Origin of the sequence: Tropicimonas sp. S265A, from assembly GCF_049800835.1 — a bacterium.
In the GTDB taxonomy this organism is placed as follows: Bacteria; Pseudomonadota; Alphaproteobacteria; order Rhodobacterales; family Rhodobacteraceae; genus Dinoroseobacter.
The window spans coordinates 35,963-62,582 of record NZ_JBNAFU010000011.1 but is presented as its reverse complement, the minus strand read 5'-3'; the positions used below and the strand labels follow the sequence as shown (position 1 = coordinate 62,582).

The window sequence follows — 26,620 nt, the reverse complement described above, 5'->3', positions numbered from 1 at the left end:
GCGATCCGCGTTCACGAGACGACGCGTTCGAAGGCCCAGTAAGCGCCAGTTGCCGCGATTGCCGCGGAGAACGGGATCGCGATGGCCTTTCGGTACCACGGCTTGCGACCAAATGGCAGGCCAACCAGCAGGAAAGCGACCAAAATCACCGCAATCTGCCCAAGTTCAACGCCGATGTTGAACCCGATCAACCCGGTGACAAACCGCGTGGGATCAAGACCGATCTCGCCCAGAACGGATGCGAAGCCCAGCCCGTGCAGCAAGCCGAACCCAAACACGATCGCGGTACGACGCCAGCCGATCTGACCGCCGAAGATGTTCTCGACCGCGACGAAAACGATGGAGGCGGCAATAAGCGGCTCTACGATGGCCGGTGACAGGTTGACGATGCCAAGTACTGCCAGCGCGAGCGTCACTGTGTGCGCAACGGTGAAGGCTGTCACCTGCACCAGCAGGGGTCGCAGCGCGAGACTGAAGAAAAACAGACCAAGCACGAAGAGGATATGGTCAAGTCCCTTGGGAACGATATGCTCGAACCCGATTGCGACATATCCGAAGAAAGCGTCCCACAGGCCCAGCTCAGCAGCCCCGGTTCGGGGCAGCGGGGCGCTGAGGGCGCCCCCCGTAAGGTAGTCGGAATAGCCACCTTCCTCGGCGATCTGACGCACAACAAGCGGACCATAGGCTGCGACCCACCCGACCGTGACCGGCGCGTCCCCAGCGGGCAAAGCCACGGTCGCGATCAGCAAGCTGTCGCGCGGAAGTTCAAGGTCCGGCTCCGGACTGACCTGCAATGCCTCGAATTGCCAGTCCAGCGGCGCCCCCGCGACCTCGGCGATCAGGCCCTCGGATATTCCGGGCCAGGCTGCCTCGAACCGAGCGACCAGTTCATCCGGTCGCAGGGCCCGCAGGCTGTCGTAAAAGCCAGCCTCGGGTGCGTCGTTGGTATCTGTGATCTGCGACAGATCGATCCCTGCGATCAGCGACTCCGCAGTGAGTTGGATGCGCGCCTCAAGTTGCGTCGGCCCAACGGTCACATCAGCCACGGACGGACGCACTTCATGGGCAACCGCAGCACGATACAGGGCAACCGTTGACACCAGCGCCACAAGCGTCACCCTCAGCATCACCAAAACCGCAGCGGAAAGCCTCATGCGCCCCTCGTTCCCAATGGTCCTTGCGACCACCCTGTTGACCAGCCTCGGCTCGCCACTCCCGGCGCACGAATTCTGGATCTCGCCAGAGCGCTACCAGATCGCACCGGGGGAGGCCATCATCGCCGAATTGCGGGTGGGTGAAAATCTGTCTGGCGCGGGGTACCCGTACATTCCGGCACGTGCGAACCAGCACTACATCCTGCAGAACGGGGTGGCGATTGATCCCGGCACACGGATGGGAGATCGGCCCGCGCTGGACAAAGTCCTGGAGACCCCGGGCCTTGCAATCATCGTGCACGAAACCGCCGACAGTATTCTGACCTATCGCGATTGGAAGAAGTTTGCGAAGTTCACGACAACCAAGGATCTGGGCTGGGCACAGGAATTGCACATCGAACGCGGCTTGCCCGAAACCGGGTTTCGCGAAAGCTACCGTCGGTACGGCAAAGCCCTTGTTGGCGTCGGGCAGGCAACCGGATCAGATCAAATGCTTGGGCTTCTGACCGAAGTGGTGGCGCTGGCCAATCCCTACACGGATACGATCAACGGGCGTATGCCGCTGCAGGTGTTTGCCTATGGTGTACCGCGCGTCGACGCGCAGGTCGAAGTGTTCGCGCGGGATCCCGAAGGCGAAGTGACCGTGACCCAGTACCGGACCGACAGCGAAGGAAAGGTTTCCGTCCCGGTGACGCCGGATACAGAGTACCTGATCGATTCGGTCTTGATGGAAAAACGCTCTCCCTCCGAAGATGGAAAACCGGTTTGGCACTCGATCTGGGCGTCGCTCAGCTTCAAGGTGCCGGGCTAGGTGGTCGCATCGCCAATTGCCGTTCACGCCAAATGATCGCCCCCCCGGCGGACGTAACGATGATTGCGCCGACAATCATGTTGCCGGTCGGAACTTCAGCGAACACGAAGTACCCCACCACCATCGCCATAACGATCGAAGCGTAGTCGAACGGCGCCAGCAAGGACACGTCGGCCTTGGAGTAGGCCGTGGTCATGAAAATTTGTCCCGCCCCCCCGCACAAACCTGCGCAGATCAGCATCGTCGCCACCTGCCAGCTTGGCATCGCCCAACCGAAGGGAATGGTCAGAAGTGACAGTGTCATGGATGTAATGGTGAACCAGAATACGATCGCGCTGGTTTTTTCGGTTTTCGTCATGTTTCTGATTTGCACATGCGCCAGCGCGGCGAGCGCTGCCCCGATCAGGCAAAGGATTGCGCCAAGGGCAGCCCCCTCCATCGCGAAAGCGGCCCCACCGCTGAGCCTTGGGTACATCACGATGATGACCCCGGCGAAGCCGACAAGCACCGCCGTGCTACGAAACAGGCGCACTGTTTCCCCCAGAAGGACCGCCGCAAAAACGACCACAAATAACGGAGAGGCAAACCGGATCGCCGTCACCTCGGGCAGGGGCAAGAGCCCGAGGCCTGCAAAGCTGGTCGCCATCGCCCCGGTTCCCACTAGCCCGCGAATGATGTGGGCGCTGGGTCGCCTTGCCTTGAAACCGGTGCGCAGATCGCCCCGCCATGCCAGCCATCCGATCAGGATCGGAAAGGCGAAGAATGACCGAAAGAACACGGCCTGCCCGGGCGGCACAGTCTCGGACGATGCCTTGATAAGTGACGCCATCACCAAAAACAGCGTCACCGCGCAAAGTTTCAGAAAAATGGCGCGGAGGGAGATCATCCCCCGCGCCTATCTGAAATGGCCGGTCGTGCCTAGGCCCGGATACCCCGGTCGATCCGGAGATACTGGGGCACTTGTGCCGCTTTCATAGTCCGGGGACGGCGGTGCAGGGCGACCGTGTTGGGATGAAGTCCCGCACGACGCTCCAGTGATGTGTAGCGGACCATCCGCATAGGCTTGGATCGATCCCGATCCGTATCGACGATATGTTTCATGGTGCTCCTCCTTCCATGAACGGGACGCCAAGCTACCACAGGTTGCGCGCTCTGCCCAGAACTCTCGGACATACCGGGTCGGAGCCCCCGGTCGCCCCGTCCAGGGCGGCGTTGCACAATGCCACAGGGCATAAGGAATAGCTTGTTAACCCCATTGGCTTAAGGCAAGGGTCATCAAGCTCGATTGTCGTGGACGTCGGCCAAGAAACAAAAAAAGAAGCAGGCTCATGTACGACAGCACCGAAGAGTTTCTGCCTGAACCGGACAGCCAACACGCGCGCGACTGGGTACGCATTCTGGCCAAGTATCGCGAACCAAGCCTCGCACGCAGCAGTTTTGAACTGGCGGTCACGCTTGGACCATTTGTCGTGTTGTGGGCTCTGGCGTGGGGGTCACTCGCGATCAGTCCATGGCTTACCCTACTTATTTCGGTCGTGAATTCCGCCTTTTTGTTGCGGCTCTTCTGTATTCAGCACGACTGCGGTCACAGCGCCTTTTTCGCCAATCGAACAGCGGGTGACTGGCTCGGACGGGTTTTGGGCGTCCTGACCCTGACCCCTTATGATGTCTGGCGGCGATCCCACGCGATCCATCACAGCGCGTCCGGCAACCTCGGACGACGCGGCATGGGCGACATCAACACGCTCACCGTGGCGGAGTACCGGGCGCTACCACCGGTCAGGCGCATGCTCTACCGCATGTACCGCCACCCGATCGTTCTGTTCGGCATCGGGCCGGGGTATACCTTTTTTCTGGAGAACCGGCTCCCGTTCGGGTTCACGCACAAGGCGAAGTACTGGATCAGTTCCATGGGAACCAATTCAGGTATTTTCGCGATGCTTGGCGGTATCTGGTATTTTGGCGGGCTGATGCCCATTTTGCTGATCTTCGTGCCGACAACACTTCTGGCCGCCACGGCGGGCGTCTGGCTGTTTTATGTTCAACACCAGTTCGAGACGACATGCTGGGACCATGAGCCCGACTGGGACGTGCATGACGCCGCTCTGCACGGAAGTTCGCATTACGTGTTGCCACCTGTTCTGCAATGGTTGAGCGCCAACATCGGCATTCATCACGTCCATCACCTCTATAGCCGCATCCCGTTTTACCGCCTTCCGGAGGTGTTGCGGGACCAGCCCTCTCTTGCGGAAAGCAACCGCATGACGATCCGCCAGAGCATACAGACAGCACGCCTGCATCTGTGGGACGAAAACTCCAAGCGGCTCCTGTCCTTCGCGCAGGCAAAGAAGGCCTGAAAACCGCGGTCTAGGCTGGCGACCCTGCAGGATCCTCCTGCAATCGCAAAACCGCCCATTGCGCCGCCTCTGCAACGACCGGGTCTGCATCGTCGGTCAGCGCCCGCACAGCAGGCAAAAGCGCCGCGTCACCTGAATTGCCGATGGCATAGCAAACATTGCGCACGAACCGGTCGCGTCCGATCCGCTTGATCGGCGAGCCGGAAAAGCGCGTCCGAAACCCTGCATCGTCGAGTGCGGCCAATTCCGCCAGACCTGGTGCGACCAGATCGGTGCGTGCATGGTACTTCGCCTCCTGTGCCGCAACCGCGAACTTGTTCCACGGACACACCGCAAGACAGTCATCGCACCCGTAAATCCGGTTGCCCAACCCCTCCCGAAGTGCAGCGTCCACGGGCCCCTTGTGTTCGATCGTCAGGTAGGAAATGCAGCGCCGCGCGTCGAGTTGATAAGGCGCGGGAAACGCATCCGTCGGACAGACATCCAGACACGCGCGACATGATCCGCAATGGTCGACCTCTGCGTCATCGGCCGGCAGATCCAAAGTGGTAAAGAGTGCCCCCAGAAACACCCAGTTGCCGAAATCACGGCTAAGCAAGTTTGTGTGCTTGCCCTGCCAACCGAGACCCGCGGCTTGTGCCAACGGCTTTTCCATGACCGGGGCCGTGTCGACAAACACCTTTATTTCGCACCCGGCCCTGTCGATTAGCCAGCGTCCCAGACGTTTGAGTTTCTTTTTCAGCACATCGTGGTAGTCGCGGTTCTGTGCGTAGACGCTGATCGCCGCGCACCCACGGTGATCCAGAAGCTCCAGCGGGTCATATTCAGGGGTATAGCTTTCCGCCAGCATGACGATCGAGCGCGCATCAGGCCAAAGCTCTGCGGGATCACCGCGCCATCCCATCCGTTCGGCCATCCAGCCCATCTGCCCATGGCGTTGCGTCTTAACAAAAGTGCGCAACCGGTCCTGCGCCGCAGGGATGGACGTGGGCCTGCACACCCCGAAACCGACAAGACCCAATGCCTTTGCCTCTGCCCCGAGTTGCGCCTTGAGTTCTGCACTCAAAAATCGAGATCCGCGTAATGTGGTGGCTGCACAAACCCCGGAATCTGGTCGGCCAGAATCGACCTGAACGCGGGGCGCGACTTGATCTTGGCGTACCAGTCCTTCACGCCCGGATTCCGGTTCCAATCCACATCCCGTATGTAATCGAGGCATGAGAAGTGCGCTGCCGCGGCGAAGTCGGCAAGGCTCATCTTGTCGCCGGCCAGCCAGCGCCGCTGATCCAACAGCCAGCCCATGTAGTCGATATGGTACTTGATCTTGGTCGCACCTGTCTTGATCGCGCGGCTCTCGGGATAGCCTGATCCCATGATCTTCTTGTTGACACGTTCATACAGCAGGTTCCGCGTGACCTCGTTGAAAAACTTGTCATCAAACCACGCGACCAGGCGCCGGACCTCGTAGCGGTCCTGCGCATTGTCCGGCATCAGCGGCGGATTGGGAAACACCTCTTCCAGATACTCGCAGATCGCGGAGCTTTCGGACAGGTACTTCGCCCCCATCTTCAGCACGGGAACCTTTCCCGCGGGATTGCGGCGGAGAAAATCGCCAGAGGGTTCCCAGTACTTTTCCTCGACCAGGTCCACCTCGATCTTCTTTTCCGCCATGACAAGGCGCACCTTGCGGCAAAAGGGCGAGAGGGGGACGTGGTAGAGCCGGTTCATTTGGGAAAGCCTCTGTGCTGCGCCTTGCGGGGTAATGTGCACGGTGCGGGGGGGTGGTTCAATCCTCGAAACACGCCGCACGACCGTCTCGGCGGATCGTCTCTGCTCCGTCCTCGACCTGTGCCGCGCGGCGCATCAACGTAGGGCTGAGCGACTTCGGTGATCGCTGTTTCGGATTGGGAAGAACGACCGCGAGGCGCGCCGCCTGGGATGCGGTCAGGTCCGATGCCGAAACACCGTAGTAATGCTCGGCGGCCGCCGCGACACCGAAAACACCCGTGTCGAACTCCGCAATGTTCAAATAGACCTCGATGATCCGCTGCTTGGACCAGACCAATTCCACAGCCGGGGTCAGGGCGGCTTCCATGGCTTTGCGTGGCCAGGACCGCCCCTGCCACAGGAAAGCATTCTTGGTGACCTGCTGCGAGATGGTGGACGCGCCGCGTTGCCCGCCTTCGGCGATGGCATCGCGAATGGCCGACATGTCAAACCCCCAATGACGGCAGAAATTCGCGTCCTCGGCCGCCACGGCCGATCGCGCCATGACCGGCGCGATGTCGTCAATCGGCGTCCAGCGATTGTCCAGTTCTCCGTGACGCCACCTTTCGGCCAGCATGTAGGGCGTGGCGTAAACCGGCACGACAGAATACACAAGCACCCAAACCGTGAACACAGCCACGACCGCCAGCGCGGCGCGCACCACCCAGCGCCGCAGCGACTGCCACCATGTCTTTGGCCCCGCTTTACTACGGGGTTTAGAGGGTTTTTTCTTTTTCGTGGCCACCTGCTCGAGCCTTCAGAACGTCAAACGCGCCTTTGAGGCCTTATAGCGCCTATTCTGCCCGAAGTGCCAGATTTCCAAGGACTCAATCAGCCTTTAATGCGTTCTCCACCGCACGTTTCGTAGCTTCACGCGCGGGCTCGGCGGCTTCGAGGATTTCCGCAGCGCTCAGAAAATCCAGTGCACCAAACTTACACGGCTCAGGCTCGATCAGAATCTCGGGCGGCGTGTTCTCGAGCCGCGCCTCAAGAAGAGCCCGCATCATGATCCGCATCGATCCCATCGTAACTGCCAGCGATCCCGGCGGGTCGACCACTTCTTCCGGGGGTTCGCTGGCCACATCAACGGCCAGACGAATGGTGCCTTCCGGCAGAACTTCGAAAGGCAGATTGTTGGTCACGCCGCCATCGACATAGTAGCGCCCGTCTATCTCGGCCGGGTCGAACAACCCCGGGATCGACAGGGACGCGGCCACGCGGGGCCGTGTTGCGCCGGAAGTGAACGAGACTTCGCACCGGTCGAAATAATCGGTTGCGACAACCGTTGTCGGGATGGCCAGGTTGGAAAGATCTTCGGGCACTTCATCCGGTAGTACTGTTTCGACGGCCGCCAGCGCGTTTACCGGGCGCAGCACGTTCAAACCTGTGCTGAGGTAGCCGTTCCAGAGCCTGCGGGCCGGTTTCATCGGGCTTTCGACCATGTCGAGCAAGTGCGCGCGCAGATCTTTCGCAGAGATGCCCGCGCCATACGCGACCGCGATCAGCGCTCCCATGGAGGTTCCGGCAAGAGCAACGGGTTTGATGCCCAACTCGTCGAGAGCCTCCAACACAACGATATGCCCGTACCCTGCGGCCCCGCCGCCGCCCAATGCCACGCTGATCTTGTCCATGTCACCTGCATAGCCCAGCAGCCGCAGAGGCAAAAGCCGCCCCGGAGGACGGCTTTCGTTCAAAGCTCTGTTCAGGTTTATTCTGCCGGGATCGCGCCTTCTTCGATGCTCAGCGGAACGGGGATATGGACGAGCATCTCTTTCGGGCAGATCTGGATAAAGTTCGCCAGTTCGATATCCCAGTGCTGCAGGATGTCCAGTGCCTTCCGGCTGCCTGTCTCGGCGGCGTGCTGCTCGATCAGGCCCTTCAACTGGGCTTCCCAATGCTCCATCGTCACCGGGCAGGTCACAAGCGTTTCCATGTTCATCATGTCAGGCGCCAGACCATCCGGGTCATAGAGATACGCCATACCACCAGTCATGCCCGCACCGAAGTTTGCGCCAATCGCGCCAAGGATCACTGCGACGCCGCCGGTCATGTACTCACACCCGTTCGACCCACAACCTTCGATCACGACCTTCGCACCGGAGTTACGTACGGCGAACCGCTCACCAGCGCGGCCAGCGGCAAACAGATACCCATCCGTAGCCCCGTAGAGCACCGTGTTGCCGATAATCGTGTTGTCATCGGCCTTGAGCGGCGACCCGAGCGGTGGTTTGACGATGACTGTCGCGCCGGACAAGCCTTTGCCGACGTAATCGTTGGCATCCCCGGAAACCTCGATCTTCAGCCCCGGTGCGCCAAATGCCCCGAGGGACTGACCCGCCGAGCCTTCGAGCTTCAGCGTCAGGTGATCAGGCTGCAGCGCGTTGCGCATCCCGAAATTGGTCACGATATGGCTTGAGGTGCGCGTCCCGATGGTCCGGAGCGTGTTCTGTACCGCATAAGACAGCTGCATCTTCTCGCCATCCTTGAGGAAGCGTGCAGCATCCGAAACGATCTGCGCGTCCAGGGTATCCGGCACTGCATTGCGTGGCTTGTTCCGATCGTAGGTGATGCTGGCGGACCCGTCGACCGTGATCAAAAGCGGGTTCAGATCCAAATCATCCAGATGCGCAGAACCCCGGCTGACCTGTTTGAGCAAGTCGACCCTGCCAATCACCTCGTCCAGCGACCGTGCGCCGATCTCTGCAAGGATTTCACGGACCTCTTGCGCGTAGAAGGTGATCAGGTTGACGACCTTATCCGCGTTCCCGGTAAATTTCTCACGCAGCGCCTCGTCCTGCGTACATACGCCCACCGGGCAGGTGTTCGACTGGCACTGGCGCACCATGATGCAGCCCATTGCGATCAGCGCGGCGGTGCCGATGCCGTATTCCTCGGCCCCCATCATCGCGGCCATGACGATGTCCCGCCCGGTGCGCAAACCACCATCGGTGCGGAGGGTCACCCGCTCCCGCAGGTTGTTCATGGCCAGAACCTGATGCGCCTCTGTGAGGCCCATCTCCCACGGCAGGCCTGCGTACTTGATCGACGTCGCGGGTGAGGCCCCGGTCCCACCGTTGTGGCCCGAAATCAGGATCACGTCGGCCTTGGCCTTGGCAACACCAGCAGCAATCGTTCCCACACCGGAACTTGCCACCAGCTTCACTGTCACCTTGCAACGCGGGTTGATCTGCTTGAGGTCGTAGATCAGCTGCGCCAGATCCTCGATCGAGTAGATGTCATGGTGCGGCGGGGGCGAGATTAGCGTCACGCCCTTTGTGGAATGCCGGAGGCGGGCGATCAGGTCTGTGACCTTCATGCCGGGCAGCTGGCCACCCTCACCGGGCTTGGCACCCTGCGCGACCTTGATCTCGAGCTCTTCGCAGTGGTTCAGGTATTCGGCCGTGACGCCGAAGCGCCCCGAAGCCACCTGCTTGATCTTGGCAGACGGATTGTCGCCGTTGGGCTCCGGCACGAAATGGGCCGGATCTTCGCCGCCCTCGCCACTGTCGGACCGCGCTCCGATCCGGTTCATCGCAACATTCAGCGTCTTGTGCGCCTCGGGGGACAACGCGCCCAGCGACATACCGGGTGTGACGAACCGCTTGCGGATGGACGTGACGCTCTCGACCTCCTCGATCGGCACGGGCTTGCCCATGGGGTTGATCGCCAGCAGATCCCGCAGGTGGATCGGCGGATTGGATTGCATCGCCTTGGCATATTGCTTCCACAACTCATAGGATGAACGCGTGCACGCGGCCTGAAGCATGTGCATGGTCTGGGCCTCCCAGGCATGCTTCTCGCCGGACCGGCGTGCCTTGTAGAAACCACCAATGGGCAGAACGTCCTGCCCGCCGCGCCAACCCTTGGCGTGCACCTCGACCAGCTTGGCCTGTATGCCCTTGATCCCGATACCCGAGATGCGGCTGGTCATGCCGGGGAAGTATTCAGCGCACATCGCACGGCTTAGGCCGACAGCCTCGAAATTCATGCCGCCGCGGTAGGACGATATGACCGAAATGCCCATCTTCGCCATGATCTTCAAAAGACCCTGGTCGATCGCGTTGCGATACCGCTGCACAGCCTCGGTCAGGCTGCAATCCAGCAACCCTCGCTCGATCCGGTCGGCCAGAGAATCCTCTGCGAGATAGGCGTTCACCACAGTCGCGCCGCAGCCGATCAGAACAGCGAAGTAATGTGGATCGACGCATTCAGCAGAGCGTACGTTGAGCGAGCAGAAGGTCCGCAGACCCTGCTTGGTCAACCAGCTGTGGACCGCGCTGGTCGCGAGAATCATCGGCATCGCAACGCGATCCTCCGATTGCCCGCGATCACTCAGGACGATATGTGCCGCCCCGGACCGCACTGCCTCTTCGGCCTCGGACCGAATGCGCACTAACTCCTGTCGCAGCGCATCATCCGCGCCGCCTGCTGGGAAGGTACAATCTATGTAGCAAACCGCCGACTGGAACTGTTCAACCAGTTGGTCGAACTGCGCGTTGCCGACAAACGGGCTGTCGAGCACCAGGATTTCCGTCTGCTCGGAGGTTTCATCCAGCACGTTCTTGAGGTTGCCGAACCGCGTCTTGAGGCTCATCACCCGGTACTCGCGCAAGCTGTCGATCGGCGGGTTGGTCACCTGGCTGAAGTTCTGCCGGAAGAAATGGCTCAGCGGGCGATACTTCTTCGACAGCACGGCAGAGGGCGTGTCATCGCCCATAGACGCCAGCGTTTCCTTGCCGTCCTCCGCCATGGGCGCGAGGATCTGCTCCAGTTCCTCGATGCTGTAGCCCGCCGCGATCTGTCGCTTACGCAACTCAGCCCCTGAATAAAGTGGCTTTTCGGTCAGACCGGCCAGTTCCTCGTCAAGATCGGTGATCTTCTCGACCCATTCGCCGAACGGCTGGGATGCGGACAGCTTGTCCTTGATCTCCGTATCGTGGAACAGCTTGCCTTCGGCCATATCAACGGCAATCAACTGCCCAGGGCCCAGCGCGCCCTTCTCGACCACAGTGGCTTCGTTGACCGGGACCATGCCCGCCTCGGACCCGGCGATCAGCAGACCGTCCCCTGTCACGACGTACCGCATCGGGCGCAGACCGTTGCGGTCAAGGCCCGCACAGACCCAACGGCCATCGGTCATGGCGAGCGCCGCAGGGCCGTCCCAGGGCTCCATCACCGAGTTGCAGTACGAATACATATCGCGCCATGCTTGCGGCAGCTCCACCGCCTGTTTGGACCACGACTCCGGCACGAGCAGTGTCTTGGCCATCGGCGCGTTCCGCCCGGACCGCACCAGAACCTCGAACACCGCGTCGAGTGCGGCGCTGTCCGACGACCCGCTCGGGATGATCGGTTTGATGTCCTCGGCAAGCTCTCCGAACGCACCGGAAGCCATGCGAATTTCATGGCTCTTCATCCAGTTCGTATTGCCCTTGAGCGTGTTGATCTCGCCGTTATGGGCCAGCATGCGGAACGGCTGCGCGAGCCACCACTGCGGGAACGTGTTGGTGGAATACCGCTGGTGGTAGATCGCGAAAGCAGATGTGAAGCGTTCGTCTTGCAGGTCGGGATAGAACTCTGCCACCTGCTCTGCCAGCATCATGCCCTTGTAGATGATCGACCGGCACGACAGTGAGCAGATATAGAGCCCGGCAACCTGCGCTGCGGCCGCTGCCTTTTCGATCCGACGACGAATGACATACAGTTCCCGCTCGAATGTTTCCTCGTCCACGTGCTTGGAATTCGAAATGATGATTTGCTCGATCTCCGGACGGGTTGCGTTCGCTTTCTCGCCGAGGCAGTTCACATCAACAGGGACATGTCGCCATCCGTAGATCGCGTAACCCATGCGGAGCACTTCGCTTTCGACGATCGTGCGGCACGTCTCTTGCGCACCGAAGTCCGAACGGGGCAGGAACACCTGCCCAACGGCCATCAATTCGTCCATCTTGGGTTCGTGACCGGTATGGCGCACCTGGTCATAGAAAAACTCTGCGGGGATCTGCACATGGATACCCGCTCCATCTCCGGTCTTGCCATCAGCATCGACCGCGCCCCGGTGCCAGATCGCCTTGAGCGCGGTAATCCCGGCTTCAACCACTGCGCGGGACTTTTCACCGCTGACGCTGACAACAAGGCCCACGCCGCAGGACGAATGCTCTTCCTCCTCGCGCCACAGGCTGTTCTGTGCCATCCACTTGCGCTTTTCAGCTTCGGCTGCGGCCCAGTTCTGGTCAAACTCGGTCATGTCTCAGGCTCCTTGCGGGGGAGGTAGCGGGCCGTTTCAGGCCACACAACGCTCCGGTTGTCTTCGAAAGCCCGCCAACGTGCCGGGCTGAATTTCTTGAGAGCGCGCTGCGCGTTATTCAGCCGCGACCGCGCCGGTCTTAGAGTTGAAGTGCTCAAGCATGGCTTCCGCCGCCTCGCGCCCATCGCGAATGGCCCAAACGACAAGCGATGCGCCACGCACGATGTCCCCGACGGCATAGACATTCGGAAGCGCGGTCTCATGGGTTCGGAAATCGGACTTCACGGTGCCCCAACGAGTCACTTCAAGGGCTTCTTCACCCCAGAGGCTCGGCAAGGCTTCAGGCTCGAAGCCAAGCGCCTTGATCACGAGATCCGCGTCTTCGACATAGTCTGCGCCCTCGATCACCTCAGGGCTCTGGCGCCCCGTCGCATCAGGCGCACCAAGGCGCATCCGCTGAACCATGACGCCTTCGACCTTGTCGCCGCCCGTGAAGCCTCTGGGCGCGGTCAGCCAGACAAACTCGACACCCTCTTCCTCTGCGTTGGCAACCTCGCGCTGGGAACCGGGCATGTTCGCCTTGTCGCGACGGTACAGACATTTGACTGAGGTCGCACCCTGACGGATCGCCGTTCGGACGCAGTCCATCGCCGTGTCGCCGCCACCGATGACAACCACACGCTTGCCTTCGGCGTTCAGATCACCGCTGTCGAACTCCGGCACCGCATCGCCAAAGCTCTTGCGGTTGGAGGCTGTCAGGAAGTCGATGGCGCGCACGATGCCCTCAGCACCTGCACCCGGCCCGCCCAGATCACGCGACTTGTAGACGCCCGTTGCAATCAGAACCGCGTCGTGCTTCTCGCGGATCTTCTGGAACGAGATGTCCGTGCCGACATCGCAGTTCAGCACGAATTCCACGCCGCCATTTTCGAGCTGTTCGTTACGACGCATGACGACGTCTTTTTCCAGCTTGAAGCCGGGGATGCCATAGGTCAGCAGCCCGCCCGCGCGATCATAGCGGTCATACACGGTGACCTGCACGCCCTGACGGCGCAATACGTCTGCCGCAGCCAGGCCACCGGGTCCCGCCCCGATGATTCCAACACTTTCCGTCCGTTCCTGCGCGGGCACGATGGGCTTGACCCAGCCCTGTTCCCACGCAGTGTCGGTGATATACTTTTCGACCGAACCGATCGTGACCGTGCCGTGGCCAGACTGCTCGATTACGCAATTGCCTTCGCACAGGCGGTCCTGTGGGCAGATGCGCCCGCAAATCTCGGGAAAGGTGTTGGTCGCCTGGCTGATCTCGTAGGCTTCCTGCAAACGCCCTTCGGCGGTCAATTTCAGCCAATCGGGGATATTGTTGTGCAACGGGCAATGGCTTTGGCAATACGGCACACCGCACTGACTGCACCGCCCAGCCTGTTCGGCGGCTTTCTCTGTGGCGTACTCAGCGTAGATCTCTTGAAAATCCTGTTTACGCAGGTCTGGCGGACGCTTTTCGGGCGTTGCCTGATCTACGGTCACGAATTTGAGCATCGGCTGCTTGGCCATGAGTGCCTCCAAGTTGCGTCTGCCCGCTATAAATCGCCAAAACGAGAAATAAAAGTCACTTATACTGACCTAATAAACAAAAAATGGGTCAAGGCCCGATGATATGCATGTGGCGATCTGAATTTTAGGTCAGCACATGATCCCTATGTCGAACGGCACGGCAGAGCTTTCCCTTCTTGTGCGTGCTCTCTAGGGTCAGCCGCGAATCGTGAGACCAACTGCTGATGACCCTTTTTCACCTGTTTCTCGTTGCGGCCATCCAGGGCCTGACAGAGTTTCTGCCAGTTTCTTCGTCCGGTCATCTGATCCTACTGCCTGAACTTAGCGGCATGGAGGATCAGGGGCAGGTGATCGACGTCGCTGTCCATGTCGGATCATTGCTGGCGGTGATCCTCTACTTCCGGTCCGATGTTGCCAAGGCTATCGGCGGTCTGGGCCGGTTGGTACGCGGCAAGATCGATACGCAAGGTGCTTTTCTAGCGCTCTGCCTTCTGGTCGCCACTGTGCCGGTGATGGGGTTGGGCCTGATCCTGCATGTCACCGGTCTGGACAGTGCCACGCGCAACATGGCGGTGATCGGCTGGACCATGCTCGGGTTCGGCGTCCTGCTGTACTGGGCGGATCAACGCGGCGCGACACACCGCAAGGCCGAGGGTTGGACCCTGAAAGACGCGGTCATCATGGGGCTGTGGCAGGCACTGGCGCTGATCCCGGGCACATCTCGATCCGGCATCACAATCACTGGTGGACGGCTGTTGGGATATGGTCGGGAGGATGCAGCGCGTTTGGCGATGCTGATGTCGATCCCCACCATTATCGCGTCGGGCTTGCTGTTGGGCGTCGGTGTCGTGGCGGAAGCGAACGCTGACGCGGCCCGAGATGGCGCAATTGCTGCGGTCATGGCGTTTGTCTGCGCACTGGCCGCATTGCACTTCATGATGCGACTGCTGCGCAGCGTCAGCTTCACGCCCTATGTCATCTATCGGGTCGCGCTCGGGTTGGTTCTGTTGGTGATGGCCTACACGACCTGACGTTCATGCCTTCAGGTTGCGGGCCGACGCCTTCAGTTCATCGTACTGGCCGTCCGGACGGAACCGCCACAGGTAATCTGGCAGAACGGCTTCGAGCGAGACCGGCTGAATTCCCAGCTCCGCAAAACCCTTGGCATCCGCAGCCACCACGTTGTCCTTGGCCAGATTACGTACCTGATCGAGGGTCAGCATGGAGTTGTGGATCAACCCGAGGCTCAGCTTTTGCACAAGATCAAGCCCTGCCCCCATGATCTTTGCCGCAAAGAACGGAATATTCAAAACGAGCCTGCGCCGGTTGATGACCTTAAGCATCTGCACCATCAACTCGCGGAATGTATCCACATCCGGCCCGCCCAACTCGTAGATGCCCGGTGCCGCCGCTCCGGTCGCGCCCAGAACAGCGGCTTTGGCCACATCGTCCACATAAACAGGCTGAAACTTCGTCCCCGCGCCCACAACGGGCAGGACGGGTCCAAGTTTGGTCATGCCTGCAAACCGATTGAAAAACTGGTCCTCTGGTCCAAAGATGATCGACGGCCGCAGGATGATGGCATCGGGCTGGTGCTTCAATACAGCCTGCTCGCCAAGGCCCTTGGAACTGGCATAGGTGCTTTTGGAGTCGGCGTCTGCCCCGATTGCAGAGATTTGCACGAACCGCGCGACGCCAGCCGCCGCTGCCAACCGGGCCACACGTTCCGCACCGTGATGCTGAACCAGACCGAACGTGTTTTTGCCCGTTGCGGACAGAATGCCAACGCAGTTGATCGCGGCGTCAGCCCCTTCGAGCACCGCGGCCACAGACGCATCATCGCGTACGTTGCAAAGGACAGGTTCAACCTGGCCGACGACACCGTACGGCCGCACGAAGATTGCTTCGTTGGGGCGACGCACTGCAACGCGCACACGCCAGCCCTGCTGCGCCATGCGCCGGGCGATGTACCGCCCCACAAAGCCCGATCCGCCGAAAATCGTGACAAGCTTGGACATGCTGACGCTCCGCATAATAGGTCGTTGCACCGGTCATATCCCTGCCCCGCCAACCTCACAAGGCGCATCACGTCGCGGGTGCAGCATCGCGGCGCCACGCTGCATACAGATTTTTCGCACCCGTACCACCCGGGGCCGTTGACACCTTTGCCAAGCCGCTGTAACTCCCGCGCTCACGACACCGGCCCAGGTGGCGGAATTGGTAGACGCGCTAGCTTCAGGTGCTAGTGTCCGTATGGACGTGGAGGTTCGAGTCCTCTCCTGGGCACCAAATATTCGGTCAATTTTGTTTATTTACAGTGACTTGGCCGTGGGCGCTCAAATCTCATCCCCCCGGCAGCCCCCCTTATTGGGTTGGAAGCGCCAAGCCAGCGCGCTGCTATGGCCGCTATAATACTAACCTCATCGCGCCGAAGGACTGGTTCGCTCAACGCCAAAAGTGGAAGTCCACCTTGGTCAACGACGCAAACGGGCCGAGCACTCACGTTGAGTCATGCTCTGCGTTTGAGCAAGCGAAACGGTAGAAGCGCGAATAGCAGCAGAAGCGCAGGGGCGGGCAATGGAATCGCACTAATCGACCCTGCCCCTACGTTGTATAAAATCGACGTTGAGCCGCCACCTTGGGTAAAATAGTAGAAGTTACCGATTGCTATACCTCCGGCCTCACCACCTTCGGCATCCACGATGAAGTCGTTTCCATAGGAAACAAACCCACCACCTTCGCCAACTGAACCCCAAACAGCGAACGAGGAAATGAAGTGGTTCACGTTAAACGTTATCTGTGTAGCAGCCGCATTGACATCGAATATCCCAAAGCTGTCACCGCAGAAAAGTTTGAGAAACCCTCCACACTCTTTTACCATCAAAGGACCTGCTAAACCGGTCTCACTTTCAAAAATCGCGAAACCGGTCTGTTCCGGAGCAAAGAACGGATTTCCGGCGGCCAGCTCATCAATCGTTTCTTGCGGCAAATCAACTGTACCGCCAGTGTTTTGCGTCTGCACGACGTTGCTGAAAAATATCTCACCCTCGTATTCATCGAAACCATCATACTGCACCTGTGCACCGACTAGCTGCACATCACTGACTTCAACAAGAAGCGTTTTTGGACTGGCAGTTCCGGCAGAAAAAAGAACCGATGCGCAGACCGTTGCAGCCAATCCAAACCTTGAAAGCATACCGAATCTCCGAAAAATTGAACCATCACGGTACGGCTTTCCAGCGTTGATACCAGCCATCGTGTTTCTGGAGATCCAAATATTGACGGAAATCAACCTCGATGGCGCAGTGACAGAGATTGGAGCGCAAGCTAACACGTTGCGGAATGCGCGACTGTCTCGAAGAGGTCAGAACCGGCGTGCCGAGCTCAGACATATATTCGCCTATTCTAGTCCAGATCTACGCCATCAGTGTGGCCGAAGTTCTTGATTAAATACGCAACAAAACACTTGTTTGGTTCGTTGCCTGTAAAGGTCTTGTATCACCTATCCGCACCACCGTGTTCACTGTACGTTCTAAATTGTGGCGTGCAGGAGTTGGGAAGTCGGATGCCGGACAGAAGAGGCCGCAAAGGTTCGCTTGAGGACTTCTTACCAGCCGACCGCGTATCTTGGGCGTGTGAAATTTGGCGAGAGCGTGGAATAATCGCTGAGCTTCCCTCTGGCGCATGGATGCTGAGAACAGCAGCGGATACGTTGGGTATAGATCAAGTGGAAGTTGACCAGCTTCTCCGCGATTTAGCATCGCGAAACACTAATTGAGCAGACGTGGGCTATCCCGCACGTTTTGCAGAACATGCTTGCTTACGAAGATAGTCAGGTAGTCCAGTTGCCGCCACCTAGGCGCTCAAAGATGTATGCGGCGAAGGCGGCATCGGACTCCCGTTCAAGAATATCCAGCTCTGATACCAAACGGTTATAAGTCGCCCAGTGCATACCCTTGGGTTTTATGCCTTCAAGCAAATCGGGGTCTTCTGACCAGCCAAGCCGGTCTCTGACCCTATCAGCCTGCCGTCTCTGGCGCTCGAAAGGCTTCTCGCGCTGCGAGGGGTAAGCGAGCTGGTAGCAATGGCGACACGCGAAGATGTGCCCGCCATACAGCAAGGCGACACGCCGACCGCATCCTTGCGCCGGACAAGCAAACCACTGTCGAAAGCCCCCTAGATTGCACGGCTCGGATAGTAGTCGCACCCTGTAGTCGTGGTCACGCCACTCTTCCCCGTAGTCGCGGCTTTTGTATTTCAGGCGCACAGCCGCATGCTCGGCGGTCACGCTTATGAGTCCTTGGCGTTCTCCATCGATAGACCACTGCCAATTGAAGGAACGGCCAGAATGTAGCAAACCCTCTCGCGCCCAGCGCCTGACATCGATGCTGCGGAAGTCTTCGGTCGTATTCTTCGGGCTCCAGTGCCAATGACGACCGCTACCAACTCCACCCATCGCAGCTTCCAACTTTTTACCGAAATCGATAGCGAAAACCCGCAACTTCGCCTGGTCGCGCACATGCTTCAAAGAACCTAACTGGGTAATTCGCAAGACACCAGACACCCATGCTGATTACGAAATTTACCGTGTTTCGGTTTGTTTAGGTGATTGTTCGTTCTTTGCGTGTATTTCTGCCACGGCGAAATTTTGCCGCACGCGAGCGTTTTTTGCATCAAGTTGATGTGACAAATCGGATTTGTGCGACTATTTTGACGTCATGGGAGACAAGCTGCCGCAACCTTTGATTGCGCGGAGAACGAGCACATGAGCAACGACGAACTACTGGAGGCCCTGCGTAAGGCCGCCGGACGGAGCATGAGTGCCGAGGAAATACGGGCGCAACGACTGTCATTCGTCCTTAGCACTTTAGACGATAGCAGTGAAGCAACGCGCCAGCGGGTTGAGAGACAACTGGACGCGCACGAGGGCAACGCAGCTTGATACTTTTTGATCTGTGTGGGTCTGAGGAGCATCCCGCATATCAAAAACTGCACGTCGATAACCACGTTCGACACTTGGACTTCATCAGATCCGCAACCGAGGCAGCCTTGGCAGTTGGTCGGCCTTTTCTCTCTCAAACTGTTATAAAGGCTCTGAACTTTCACGCTATTGCGTGCCTGCACACTAATGCGGGCCAGTATCGCCCGTGCGACGTCTCTAACGCCGCCGGGACAGTTTACCCCCCGTTTTGGCAAGTTCCGGACTTGATGGATGATTTCACCAATCGGGTGAACCGCCACTGGGACAACGCACATCCAGCCGAACTGGGAGCACATGTGCTGTGGAAGCTCAACGCAATTCACCCGTTCATCAACGGAAACGGTAGAACGGCCCGCGCCGCATGTTTCTTCGTGATCTGCTTGAAGGCGGGAGGCTGGCTGCCCTATGACCCTGTGTTGCCGGTACTGATCAAAGAAAACAACGACGAGTACATTGCGGCGCTTCGTTATGCAGACGGAAATAATGGCGACACGTCACGGTTGGCAGCTCTTCTGGCTCGCCTGTTACAGCAACAAGTTACAGAGGCCGCTGCAAAACAGTAGGTCAACCCCCTGTGGCTAGATGTATATGTGTCCCGGTTTTCAGGCACCGGGAACACAAGGAAAAATCGGCTCACGTCACAATTTTTAGGACGGGCGCGCGCTTGCCATCGTCCCATTCTGTATCGGTGTCCTGATTATCAGGACGGGAACGCATGCTTTTTGTGCGGGGCTTCTTGTTCTTGCGCCACTTTTTGAAGCCATGCTCAGCAGGCTTACTGTCGTGCGTTGCAAGCTCCTGCAATGCCCATAAGCTCGCCCGGCCAACACCCTCTGGCCCAAGGTAAGGCGCACGGGTCATGGAAATGAACCCGCGTTGCTGCAACTCAGCAAAGTAGCCTCCAACGGTATTGCGGTTCACGTTGATAGCCTTTGCAGCATCGCGATGGCTGAGAAAAATCTGACCATTGTTGCGCCCGTTGTAACGGCGCTTTAGCTCGATGTAGAGCGCGCGCGGCCCAGGTTTCAGGGTTTCCCAAGCTTCTGTCGCTTGCAGATATTCGGGAAGCTGGACGTGACGCCCAGCCCCCCTCTTTCCTTTCCTATAACTGCGGCCTGCCATCAGAGCTTGTCCGGATAGTGGAGTTCGCTGATTGCGCGGAGTAACCCGCCGGTCAGACCGAATTGGTGGTTGACCTTGCGCTCGAAAAGCGCGCGAGGTGTCGGGGCTTTTGCCTTCTTCTCCGTCATGCTGCCTGCCCCTGAGAGCGCGTCACACGGCTGCGAAGCACGTAGCGGGCATGAGTGCCTGCAAACGGGCCGTCATGCGCCTCTGTGACGGTCTCAATCGCCACACCGAGTCGGCGGAGGTTAAACACGTAGCCGCTCCAGCGCGGGCCGGGGGTGTCGATTGGGGTGCAACCCTTCTCCCCGGCAGCGATAAGCGCTTCAAGCGCCCAGCGGTCGCGGCCTGAGACGGCGATGTAACTTTGCGTTTGGTTCGGCAAATAGAGTGTGTAGGGCGCTGTGCCCCAGTTTGAGGTTTCAGCCAAATTGGCCTCCATAGTTGATCTACGAAGGCGCTGGGCGTATGTCGAAGGAGTATCTTGGAGGATATATTCCCGCTCGATCCGCCCTGCGTCTGCGCAGAGGATTGAGCGGGTCTTACTCCGCGTGTGCCGCGATAGCGGCGTCGATATCGGCTTCGGCCCAATAAAGGCGTCCGCCGAGTTTCACGGGTTTGGGCAGGCGACCCAATTCCACGTCACGGTAAATGGTTGTGCGGCCTCTGCCGCCGAGTTTGCTCTGAACGTCTGAAAGGGTGATGTAGCGCATGTATGTACCTCTTGATTGTGAGGTACGCCGAGTTCGGCAGTGCACCTCTAAATACGAAAGTGCCCCCCATTATTCACACAAGCGGGGTAAAGGATATGTGGATATCTTGTGGATACGCACTTTCTTGTGGATAAAGCGCACAACACTCTGATTATATGAGGAAAAATTTTCTTGCCGGTGGGGGTAAACCTGTGGATATCTGGCATTGCAGTCGTACTTTTCAGTCTCATGCCATGCCGTCACTGATTGATTTTATAGATTTTTGTTTCTTCTTTCGCGCACATCTGTCCCCACCGTTCCATTAGAGCGCGCCGTTGCTCCAGAAAATCCGTTCGGCGATAAGCCCGCTCCACGCTGCCACCAGAAACATGGCCCAGCGCGGTCTCTGCGACCTCACGCGGCGTGTTCGTCGCATCTGCGCACCAATCCCTAAAGGACGACCGAAAGCCGTGAGGACGCGCCTCTAAGCCTCTGCGCGCCATGAATGCGCTCATGGTCATGTCGGAAATGACACCGCGCCGAACGCCTGAAAACAGGTAGCCATCACGCGAAAACTTGCGGGCCTCGCCAATGACGCGCTGGGCCTCGGTTGAAAGCGGCACACGAAAATCCTGGGTGGCACCCACGCGCCCTTTCATGTTCTCGGCGGGGATGGTCCAGACGTCGCCGTCAATCTGGCTATCGTGGATATGCCGCAGCGGATAGGACCGAACGGCAGTAAGAATAAGGAGTTGTAGAGCTAACTCGGTCACGCTGCCGCCCGCTAAACTCCGATAGAAAGCGGGCACATCTTGCCAAGGAAGAGCAGGGACATGTCGAACGGTGTGGCGTTGCTTGCCCAGAAGAGCCTTAGCCTTCTCGGGTGCTTGCAGGTCCACGTCCAAGCCCAGCGCGGCGGCATGTTTGAAGCAGATGTTGAGCCGGTTCATCGCCTTTCGGGCGGTATCTGCCTTGTCGTGCCAGATGGGCGCAAGCGTGTCGCGAATGTCGCGCTGGTCTATTTCCGCGATAGGCATGCGGCCCAGCTTTGGCAGGACATGCAATTCCAGCGGCGTGAACCAGCGCCCGGCCTTTCCGTCACCTTTCAACTCTGCCTTACGGCTCTCGAAGGCATCGGTGGCTATGTCGGACAGGATATGCATGTTGCGCTCGGCTTCCCGGCGTTGGCGCTCGCGTTCCTTGATGGCGTCTTTGCCCTGCCGGACGACTGCGCGCCACGTCTCAGCGCTTTCACGGGCTTCCTTTAGGGTAACCTCAGGGTATGCCCCCAACCCCATTTCGTGCCTGCGCCCATGCAACGTGTAGCGCAGCACCCATTGCGCGCCACCATCCTTGCGCTTATAGACCCAAAGGCCGCCTCCGTCCGAGTACTTGCCTTGTTGGGCTGCTTTGACAGTTGCAGTGGTGAGCTTGTGCAGTGCGCGGGCCATGTTGATCCACCTTTCTATCCCCCTCTATATGTGGGGTATCGTGGGGCAAAATGGAACCCTTTGAGACGGCAAGAGCGCAGTATATGCTTTGTTTTCTTGGTCGCGCGGTCGGGATGGCGTATCAAGATATAGTAATTGGCTGCCTCTCCTGGGCACCATCCCCCCGGCCGGCAAGGCAGAGTGAGGGACTGACGTGGCGAACCACTTATATCACAGCGATCTTCCGGATGATCTGGACCTTGGCCCGGTGGTCGCGATCGATACCGAAACCATGGGGCTGATCGCCCATCGCGATCGTTTGTGTGTCGTGCAACTTTCGTCCGGGGACGGGGACGCGCATGTGGTCAAGATCGCACAGGGACAAACCGAGGCTCCGAACCTGCAACGCCTGCTCGCGGATCCGAGTGTCTTGAAACTGTTCCATTATGGCAGGTTCGACATCGCCGTGATGGAATATGCGTTCGGCGTACGCGCAGCACCGGTTTACTGTACCAAGATCGCGTCCAAACTGATCCGGACCTATACGGACCGACACGGGCTGAAGGCCCTGCTTCACGAAGTCCTCGGGATCGATATTTCCAAACACCAGCAAAGCTCGGACTGGGGCGCGCCAGAGCTGACCACCGCACAGATCGACTATGCCGCATCGGACGTCTTGTACCTGCACCGGCTGCGGGACGAGTTGAACATCCGGCTGGAGCGCGAAGGCCGGATGGCGCTTGCACAATCGTGCTTTGATTTCCTACCGACGCGCGCGGCGCTGGACCTGCAAGGCTGGCCAGAGGTCGACATTTTCCACCATTGAGGCTCCCATGGACGCGATAGAGTTTCTCAGCACGGCCCACCGCGTGATCAAACGCGAGGCCGACGCGCTGTATCAGCTGGCGGATAGCCTGGACGACAGATTCGGCGTGGCGGTCGAGGTGATTCTGTCTGCCAAGGGGCGCGTGATCGTTTCAGGCATGGGGAAGTCAGGACATATTGCGCGCAAGATCGCGGCGACATTTGCCTCTACCGGCACGCCTGCGCATTTCGTTCACCCGGCCGAAGCCAGCCATGGCGATCTCGGGATGATGGCGGCTGGCGATGTCGCTCTGGTTCTGTCAAATTCTGGCGAAACGCCGGAACTGGCCGATCTTGTCGCCTACACCCGCCGCTTCAAGATCCCGCTGATCGGTGTCGCATCGCGTTCAGAGAGTACGTTGTTGCGACAGTCGGATGTCGCCCTCGTCCTGCCCCCGGCGGAAGAAGCCTGCGGAACCGGTATCGTACCGACCACCTCTACCACCATGACGCTTGCCCTAGGGGACGCCCTTGCCATCGCACTGATGGAGCATCGCAAGTTCAGCCCCGAGAATTTCCGCGACTTTCACCCGGGGGGAAAACTGGGCGCGCGGCTGTCTAAAGTGGCCGACCTCATGCACAGCGGCGAGGACGTGCCGCTGATAAATATCGATGCGCCCATGTCGGACGCCCTGCTTGAGATCTCGCAAAAGGGCTTTGGCGTCGTGGGCGTCCTGAGGGACAGAAAGCTTGCAGGCATCATCACGGATGGTGACCTGCGACGGCACATGGACGGGCTGTTGACCATGCGCGCCGGAGACGTGATGACGCGTGCGCCCAAAACCATTCCACCCGATGCCCTTGCTGAAGAAGCCGTAGCGGTGATGAACGAGCGCAAGATTACGTGTTTGTTCGTGGTGGACGAGACCGGTCCGGCGATGCCCGAAGGGTTCCTGCACATTCATGACTGCCTTCGTGCGGGCCTTGGCTGAGTCATGCCGCGCGCGGACAATCTCTATTCCCAGTTTGTCACGCTGGCCAAGATCACACTCCCGGTCCTCGGACTAGGTTTGTTGTCCAGCCTGTTTCTTTTGTCGAATGAGGGCCGTGAGGTCGGGGAACTGCCTTATTCCGAGGTGGAGCTTGAAGACATCGTGGAAAACCAGCGCGTCGGCGGCCCACGATACCAGACCATCCTCGAAAACGGCTCGTCGGTCGATCTGCGGGCAAGAACGGCACGACCGCTTCTGACATCCCCCGGTGAGTTTCTGGCGGAGGAGGTCTTCGGCATCCTAAAGACTTCTGGCGGGACCGAGATCACGCTGGACGGAGGACAGGCACGGATTGATCAGAACGCCAAGATCGCCGTTATTGATGACGGGCTGCGCATCGTCCACGGTGCGGGATACATCATGACCGCCCGGGGGGGCACCACGACCTTTGATGGCACCGAGGCGGTCTCCGAAGGCGACGTCGTCGTGGTCGGAGAACAGATCACGCTGAATGCCGCGCGGGCAGAGCTGAAACCGGACCCGGCGACAAATTCTCAAGTGATTGTTTTCTCGGGCGGGGTCCGGGTGCTATACAAACCACAATGACGCTGGTTCGGTTCATAAGTTGTGTTGCGCTGTGCGCCGGCCTGACTGTCGCGGCGTACGCGCAAGGCACGCAGGTCGCGCTTGGCACGCCTGCAACTTCGCCCGACGAAGAAGTGGAAATCACGTCGGATACGCTGAACGTCAACCGCGAAACCGGCGAGGCTGTGTTCGTCGGGTCTGTTGTCGTTACCCAGGGCGCACTGAAACTCGTCGCAGACGAAGTCGTTGTCTTCTATGCGGAATCGACGCAATTGCGCGAGGGCGGCATCACCGAGGTCAACGCGACGGGTAATGTCGTGTTCGTCAGCGGCCCGGACACGGCGGAAGGCGCGCGTGCCACCTACAAGCCCGACTCCCAGGAGCTCCGCATCTTCGGAGATGTGTTGCTGACACAAGGGCCCGTGATCGTTGCTGGCGACGCGCTGGTGATGGACCTGGCCACCGGGATCGGCGAGATGGAGGGGCGGGTTCGGACAATTCTGCAACCGGCCGCGCAATAGACATGGCCGGACCTCCAAAACTCGAAGTGAAGGATGGGGATGCGGGGCTTCACGTCCGCAACCTACGCAAAAGCTATAGAAAACGACCGGTTATCCGGGATGTCAGCCTGCACCTGAACCGCGGTGAAGCCGTAGCCTTGCTCGGGCCCAACGGGTCAGGGAAGACGACCTGTTTTTACTGCATTGCGGGCCTGATCACGCCGGAGGCCGGGTTGGTCAGTATTGACGGGCGTGATGTCACCACCCTGCCGATGTACCGGCGTGCCAAAATCGGCGTCGGCTACCTACCACAGGAAATGTCCATCTTTCGCGGGCTCAGTGTCGAAGACAATATCCGTGCGATTCTCGAAGTCAGCACCCGCGACAGAACACGGCGGATGGAGAAGCTGGACCAACTGCTTTCGGAGTTCTCGATCGAACACCTGCGACGGACCCCGGCACTTGCCTTGTCAGGAGGGGAGCGGCGTCGGGTCGAGATTGCCCGCTGCCTGGCGGCCGATCCCAAATATCTGTTGCTTGATGAACCCTTCGCTGGGGTGGACCCGATTGCCGTCGGCGACATCCGGATGCTCGTGTCACATCTCAAAGAACGTGGGATCGGCGTACTGATCACTGACCACAATGTGCGTGAAACGTTGGAGATCGTTGATCGCGCATACATCCTGCATGATGGAACCGTTCTGATGAACGGAACCAAGGACGAGGTCGTTCAGGACACGAACGTCAGGCGCGTCTATCTTGGCGACAACTTCACCCTTAATTGATGCCTGCGGCACCTTTGCAGATACCCGACGCAAGCGTTGACTCCGCTCGCACCTTGTCGCCAAATGAAGTCGATGAGTAGTCATCCAGACATCCTGCTCTCAGACCGCGCCACTGGCCGGTTTGCGGATGCCACGCCGAAACCCGTGTTTCGGAACACTCTTCTACATGCAGTCCAGAGCGCGCCCTGACGTCTGTCAGGTCGTCGGATTGCCGCATATCGGGAGGTACTATGCGCTATCAAATCACCGGAAAACAAATCGATGTCGGCGAAGCTCTGCAAACCCATGTCAAGGATGAGATGTCGGAGGTGGTCAGCAAGTATGCGGAGCGCCCGACCGACGCCAACATCGTGTTTTCCAAAGATGCGCATGAACATGTCTGCGAAGCGATCGTGCACCTGTCCACCGGTCTGACGGCGCAGGCAAAGGCAAGCGCCGTAGATATCTACGCGGCCTTCGACAAATGCAACGAACGGATGGAGAAACAGCTGCGCCGCTACAAGCGCCGCCTGAAAAACCATCACCGCGATCGCACCGAGCCGGTTGCATCCATGGGCGCGGCTGCATATATCCTCGATGGATCGGACACGCCTGAGGAGAGTGAACCCGATACATTTGAGCCGATGATTGTCGCTGAAATGGAAACGAAAATCCCCTCGGTATCGGTCGGAGAGGCCGTCATGCAGATGGAGCTTGCACACGCCCCGGTGCTGGTCTTCCGTAACGAGGGGCACGGTGGCCTCAACGTCGTTTACCGCCGTGAAGATGGAAATATCGGCTGGATCGATCCAAAGCTCGACAGCTGAGAACAGCCGGTGTAGCTGGCGCAGATTGAACCG

Annotated in this window: 27 protein-coding genes and 1 tRNA gene; 11 read left to right on the top strand and 17 right to left on the bottom strand. The window is 59.2% G+C overall.

Features of this window, described 5'->3' with window-relative positions; translation table 11 throughout:
* Positions 1-11: 11 nt before the first annotated feature.
* Positions 12-1,154, bottom strand: a complete 1,143-nt coding sequence (locus ACP15N_RS18710) for a HupE/UreJ family protein (RefSeq protein ID WP_425093840.1) — start codon at positions 1,152-1,154, stop codon at positions 12-14.
* Here ACP15N_RS18710 and ACP15N_RS18705 point away from each other — a divergent pair.
* On the top strand, positions 1,153-1,965 hold the full coding sequence (locus ACP15N_RS18705; RefSeq protein WP_425093839.1) for a DUF4198 domain-containing protein: 813 nt from the start codon (positions 1,153-1,155) through the stop codon (positions 1,963-1,965). The two genes, ACP15N_RS18710 and ACP15N_RS18705, sit on opposite strands and share 2 nt — an antisense overlap.
* Here the strand turns inward: ACP15N_RS18705 and ACP15N_RS18700 are convergent.
* Entirely contained in the window at positions 1,949-2,851 is a 903-nt protein-coding gene (locus ACP15N_RS18700) for a DMT family transporter (protein ID WP_425093838.1), read from the bottom strand. The two genes, ACP15N_RS18705 and ACP15N_RS18700, sit on opposite strands and share 17 nt — an antisense overlap.
* Positions 2,852-2,883: 32 nt before the next feature.
* Complete coding sequence (locus ACP15N_RS18695; RefSeq protein ID WP_425093837.1) at positions 2,884-3,066, bottom strand: hypothetical protein; 183 nt, start codon at positions 3,064-3,066, stop codon at positions 2,884-2,886.
* Between the two features lie 227 nt (positions 3,067-3,293).
* On the opposite strand from ACP15N_RS18695, the gene ACP15N_RS18690 reads away from it, so the two are divergent.
* Positions 3,294-4,322: a fatty acid desaturase gene (locus ACP15N_RS18690; protein ID WP_425093836.1), complete on the top strand. Its 1,029-nt coding sequence runs from the start codon at positions 3,294-3,296 to the stop codon at positions 4,320-4,322.
* A gap of 10 nt (positions 4,323-4,332) precedes the next feature.
* Here ACP15N_RS18690 and queG read toward each other — a convergent pair whose 3' ends face one another.
* The 6 genes from queG to ACP15N_RS18660 form a co-directional block, all read right to left on the bottom strand.
* Positions 4,333-5,388 carry a tRNA epoxyqueuosine(34) reductase QueG gene (gene queG, locus ACP15N_RS18685; protein ID WP_425093835.1) on the bottom strand — a complete coding sequence of 352 codons (1,056 nt, stop codon included), beginning with the start codon at positions 5,386-5,388 and terminating at the stop codon, positions 4,333-4,335.
* Positions 5,385-6,050, bottom strand: a complete 666-nt coding sequence (locus tag ACP15N_RS18680) for a glutathione S-transferase family protein (RefSeq protein WP_425093834.1) — start codon at positions 6,048-6,050, stop codon at positions 5,385-5,387. Before ACP15N_RS18680 ends, queG begins: the two co-directional genes overlap by 4 nt.
* A 58-nt stretch (positions 6,051-6,108) precedes the next feature.
* Positions 6,109-6,834: a monofunctional biosynthetic peptidoglycan transglycosylase gene (gene mtgA, locus ACP15N_RS18675; protein WP_425093833.1), complete on the bottom strand. Its 726-nt coding sequence runs from the start codon at positions 6,832-6,834 to the stop codon at positions 6,109-6,111.
* 82 nt (positions 6,835-6,916) lie between these two features.
* Positions 6,917-7,783 (bottom strand): patatin-like phospholipase family protein, encoded by an 867-nt coding sequence (locus ACP15N_RS18670; RefSeq protein WP_425093832.1) that lies wholly within the window; start codon positions 7,781-7,783, stop codon positions 6,917-6,919.
* Between the two features lie 14 nt (positions 7,784-7,797).
* Positions 7,798-12,336: a glutamate synthase large subunit gene (gltB, locus tag ACP15N_RS18665; RefSeq protein ID WP_425093831.1), complete on the bottom strand. Its 4,539-nt coding sequence runs from the start codon at positions 12,334-12,336 to the stop codon at positions 7,798-7,800.
* Between the two features lie 114 nt (positions 12,337-12,450).
* Complete coding sequence (locus ACP15N_RS18660; RefSeq protein WP_425093830.1) at positions 12,451-13,890, bottom strand: NAD(P)-dependent oxidoreductase; 1,440 nt, start codon at positions 13,888-13,890, stop codon at positions 12,451-12,453.
* A gap of 224 nt (positions 13,891-14,114) precedes the next feature.
* Between ACP15N_RS18660 and ACP15N_RS18655 the strand changes: the two genes are divergently transcribed.
* Complete coding sequence (locus ACP15N_RS18655) at positions 14,115-14,921, top strand: undecaprenyl-diphosphate phosphatase (RefSeq protein ID WP_425093829.1); 807 nt, start codon at positions 14,115-14,117, stop codon at positions 14,919-14,921.
* A gap of 3 nt (positions 14,922-14,924) precedes the next feature.
* On the opposite strand, the gene ACP15N_RS18650 is transcribed toward ACP15N_RS18655, so the two are convergent.
* On the bottom strand, positions 14,925-15,908 hold the full coding sequence (locus ACP15N_RS18650; RefSeq protein ID WP_425093828.1) for a complex I NDUFA9 subunit family protein: 984 nt from the start codon (positions 15,906-15,908) through the stop codon (positions 14,925-14,927).
* A gap of 184 nt (positions 15,909-16,092) precedes the next feature.
* Here ACP15N_RS18650 and ACP15N_RS18645 point away from each other — a divergent pair.
* Positions 16,093-16,179 (top strand) — tRNA-Leu (locus tag ACP15N_RS18645).
* A 220-nt stretch (positions 16,180-16,399) separates the two neighbouring features.
* On the opposite strand, the gene ACP15N_RS18640 is transcribed toward ACP15N_RS18645, so the two are convergent.
* Both ACP15N_RS18640 and ACP15N_RS18635 read right to left on the bottom strand, forming a co-directional pair.
* Positions 16,400-17,146 carry a hypothetical protein gene (locus tag ACP15N_RS18640; protein ID WP_425093827.1) on the bottom strand — a complete coding sequence of 249 codons (747 nt, stop codon included), beginning with the start codon at positions 17,144-17,146 and terminating at the stop codon, positions 16,400-16,402.
* Between the two features lie 576 nt (positions 17,147-17,722).
* Positions 17,723-18,454 (bottom strand): hypothetical protein, encoded by a 732-nt coding sequence (locus ACP15N_RS18635; RefSeq protein ID WP_425093826.1) that lies wholly within the window; start codon positions 18,452-18,454, stop codon positions 17,723-17,725.
* A 374-nt stretch (positions 18,455-18,828) separates the two neighbouring features.
* Here ACP15N_RS18635 and ACP15N_RS18630 point away from each other — a divergent pair, with 374 nt between their 5' ends.
* Positions 18,829-19,434 carry a Fic family protein gene (locus tag ACP15N_RS18630; RefSeq protein WP_425093825.1) on the top strand — a complete coding sequence of 202 codons (606 nt, stop codon included), beginning with the start codon at positions 18,829-18,831 and terminating at the stop codon, positions 19,432-19,434.
* A gap of 70 nt (positions 19,435-19,504) precedes the next feature.
* On the opposite strand, the gene ACP15N_RS18625 is transcribed toward ACP15N_RS18630, so the two are convergent.
* The 5 genes from ACP15N_RS18625 to ACP15N_RS18605 all read right to left on the bottom strand — a co-directional run bounded on the left by ACP15N_RS18625 (position 19,505) and on the right by ACP15N_RS18605 (position 22,136).
* Complete coding sequence (locus ACP15N_RS18625; RefSeq protein ID WP_425093824.1) at positions 19,505-19,993, bottom strand: hypothetical protein; 489 nt, start codon at positions 19,991-19,993, stop codon at positions 19,505-19,507.
* On the bottom strand, positions 19,993-20,121 hold the full coding sequence (locus ACP15N_RS18620; protein ID WP_425093823.1) for a hypothetical protein: 129 nt from the start codon (positions 20,119-20,121) through the stop codon (positions 19,993-19,995). The genes ACP15N_RS18625 and ACP15N_RS18620 overlap by 1 nt, the downstream gene beginning before the upstream one ends.
* Positions 20,118-20,423: a winged helix domain-containing protein gene (locus ACP15N_RS18615; RefSeq protein WP_425093822.1), complete on the bottom strand. Its 306-nt coding sequence runs from the start codon at positions 20,421-20,423 to the stop codon at positions 20,118-20,120. Before ACP15N_RS18615 ends, ACP15N_RS18620 begins: the two co-directional genes overlap by 4 nt.
* A gap of 112 nt (positions 20,424-20,535) precedes the next feature.
* Positions 20,536-20,706 (bottom strand): helix-turn-helix transcriptional regulator, encoded by a 171-nt coding sequence (locus ACP15N_RS18610; RefSeq protein ID WP_425093821.1) that lies wholly within the window; start codon positions 20,704-20,706, stop codon positions 20,536-20,538.
* Positions 20,707-20,945: 239 nt separating this feature from the next.
* On the bottom strand, positions 20,946-22,136 hold the full coding sequence (locus tag ACP15N_RS18605) for a tyrosine-type recombinase/integrase (RefSeq protein ID WP_425093820.1): 1,191 nt from the start codon (positions 22,134-22,136) through the stop codon (positions 20,946-20,948).
* A 193-nt stretch (positions 22,137-22,329) separates the two neighbouring features.
* Between ACP15N_RS18605 and ACP15N_RS18600 the strand changes: the two genes are divergently transcribed.
* From ACP15N_RS18600 to hpf, 6 genes are all read left to right on the top strand, one after another.
* Positions 22,330-22,941, top strand: a complete 612-nt coding sequence (locus ACP15N_RS18600) for a ribonuclease D (RefSeq protein WP_425093819.1) — start codon at positions 22,330-22,332, stop codon at positions 22,939-22,941.
* Between the two features lie 7 nt (positions 22,942-22,948).
* Positions 22,949-23,911: a KpsF/GutQ family sugar-phosphate isomerase gene (locus ACP15N_RS18595; protein ID WP_425093818.1), complete on the top strand. Its 963-nt coding sequence runs from the start codon at positions 22,949-22,951 to the stop codon at positions 23,909-23,911.
* A 3-nt stretch (positions 23,912-23,914) separates the two neighbouring features.
* Entirely contained in the window at positions 23,915-24,517 is a 603-nt protein-coding gene (locus tag ACP15N_RS18590) for a hypothetical protein (protein ID WP_425093817.1), read from the top strand.
* Complete coding sequence (locus tag ACP15N_RS18585) at positions 24,514-25,017, top strand: LptA/OstA family protein (RefSeq protein ID WP_425093816.1); 504 nt, start codon at positions 24,514-24,516, stop codon at positions 25,015-25,017. Before ACP15N_RS18590 ends, ACP15N_RS18585 begins: the two co-directional genes overlap by 4 nt.
* 2 nt (positions 25,018-25,019) lie before the next feature.
* Positions 25,020-25,781, top strand: coding sequence for an LPS export ABC transporter ATP-binding protein (gene lptB, locus ACP15N_RS18580; RefSeq protein ID WP_425093814.1), 762 nt, complete (start codon positions 25,020-25,022; stop codon positions 25,779-25,781).
* Positions 25,782-26,011: 230 nt separating this feature from the next.
* Positions 26,012-26,587: a ribosome hibernation-promoting factor, HPF/YfiA family gene (gene hpf, locus ACP15N_RS18575; protein ID WP_425093813.1), complete on the top strand. Its 576-nt coding sequence runs from the start codon at positions 26,012-26,014 to the stop codon at positions 26,585-26,587.
* The last annotated feature ends 33 nt before the right edge of the window (positions 26,588-26,620 follow it).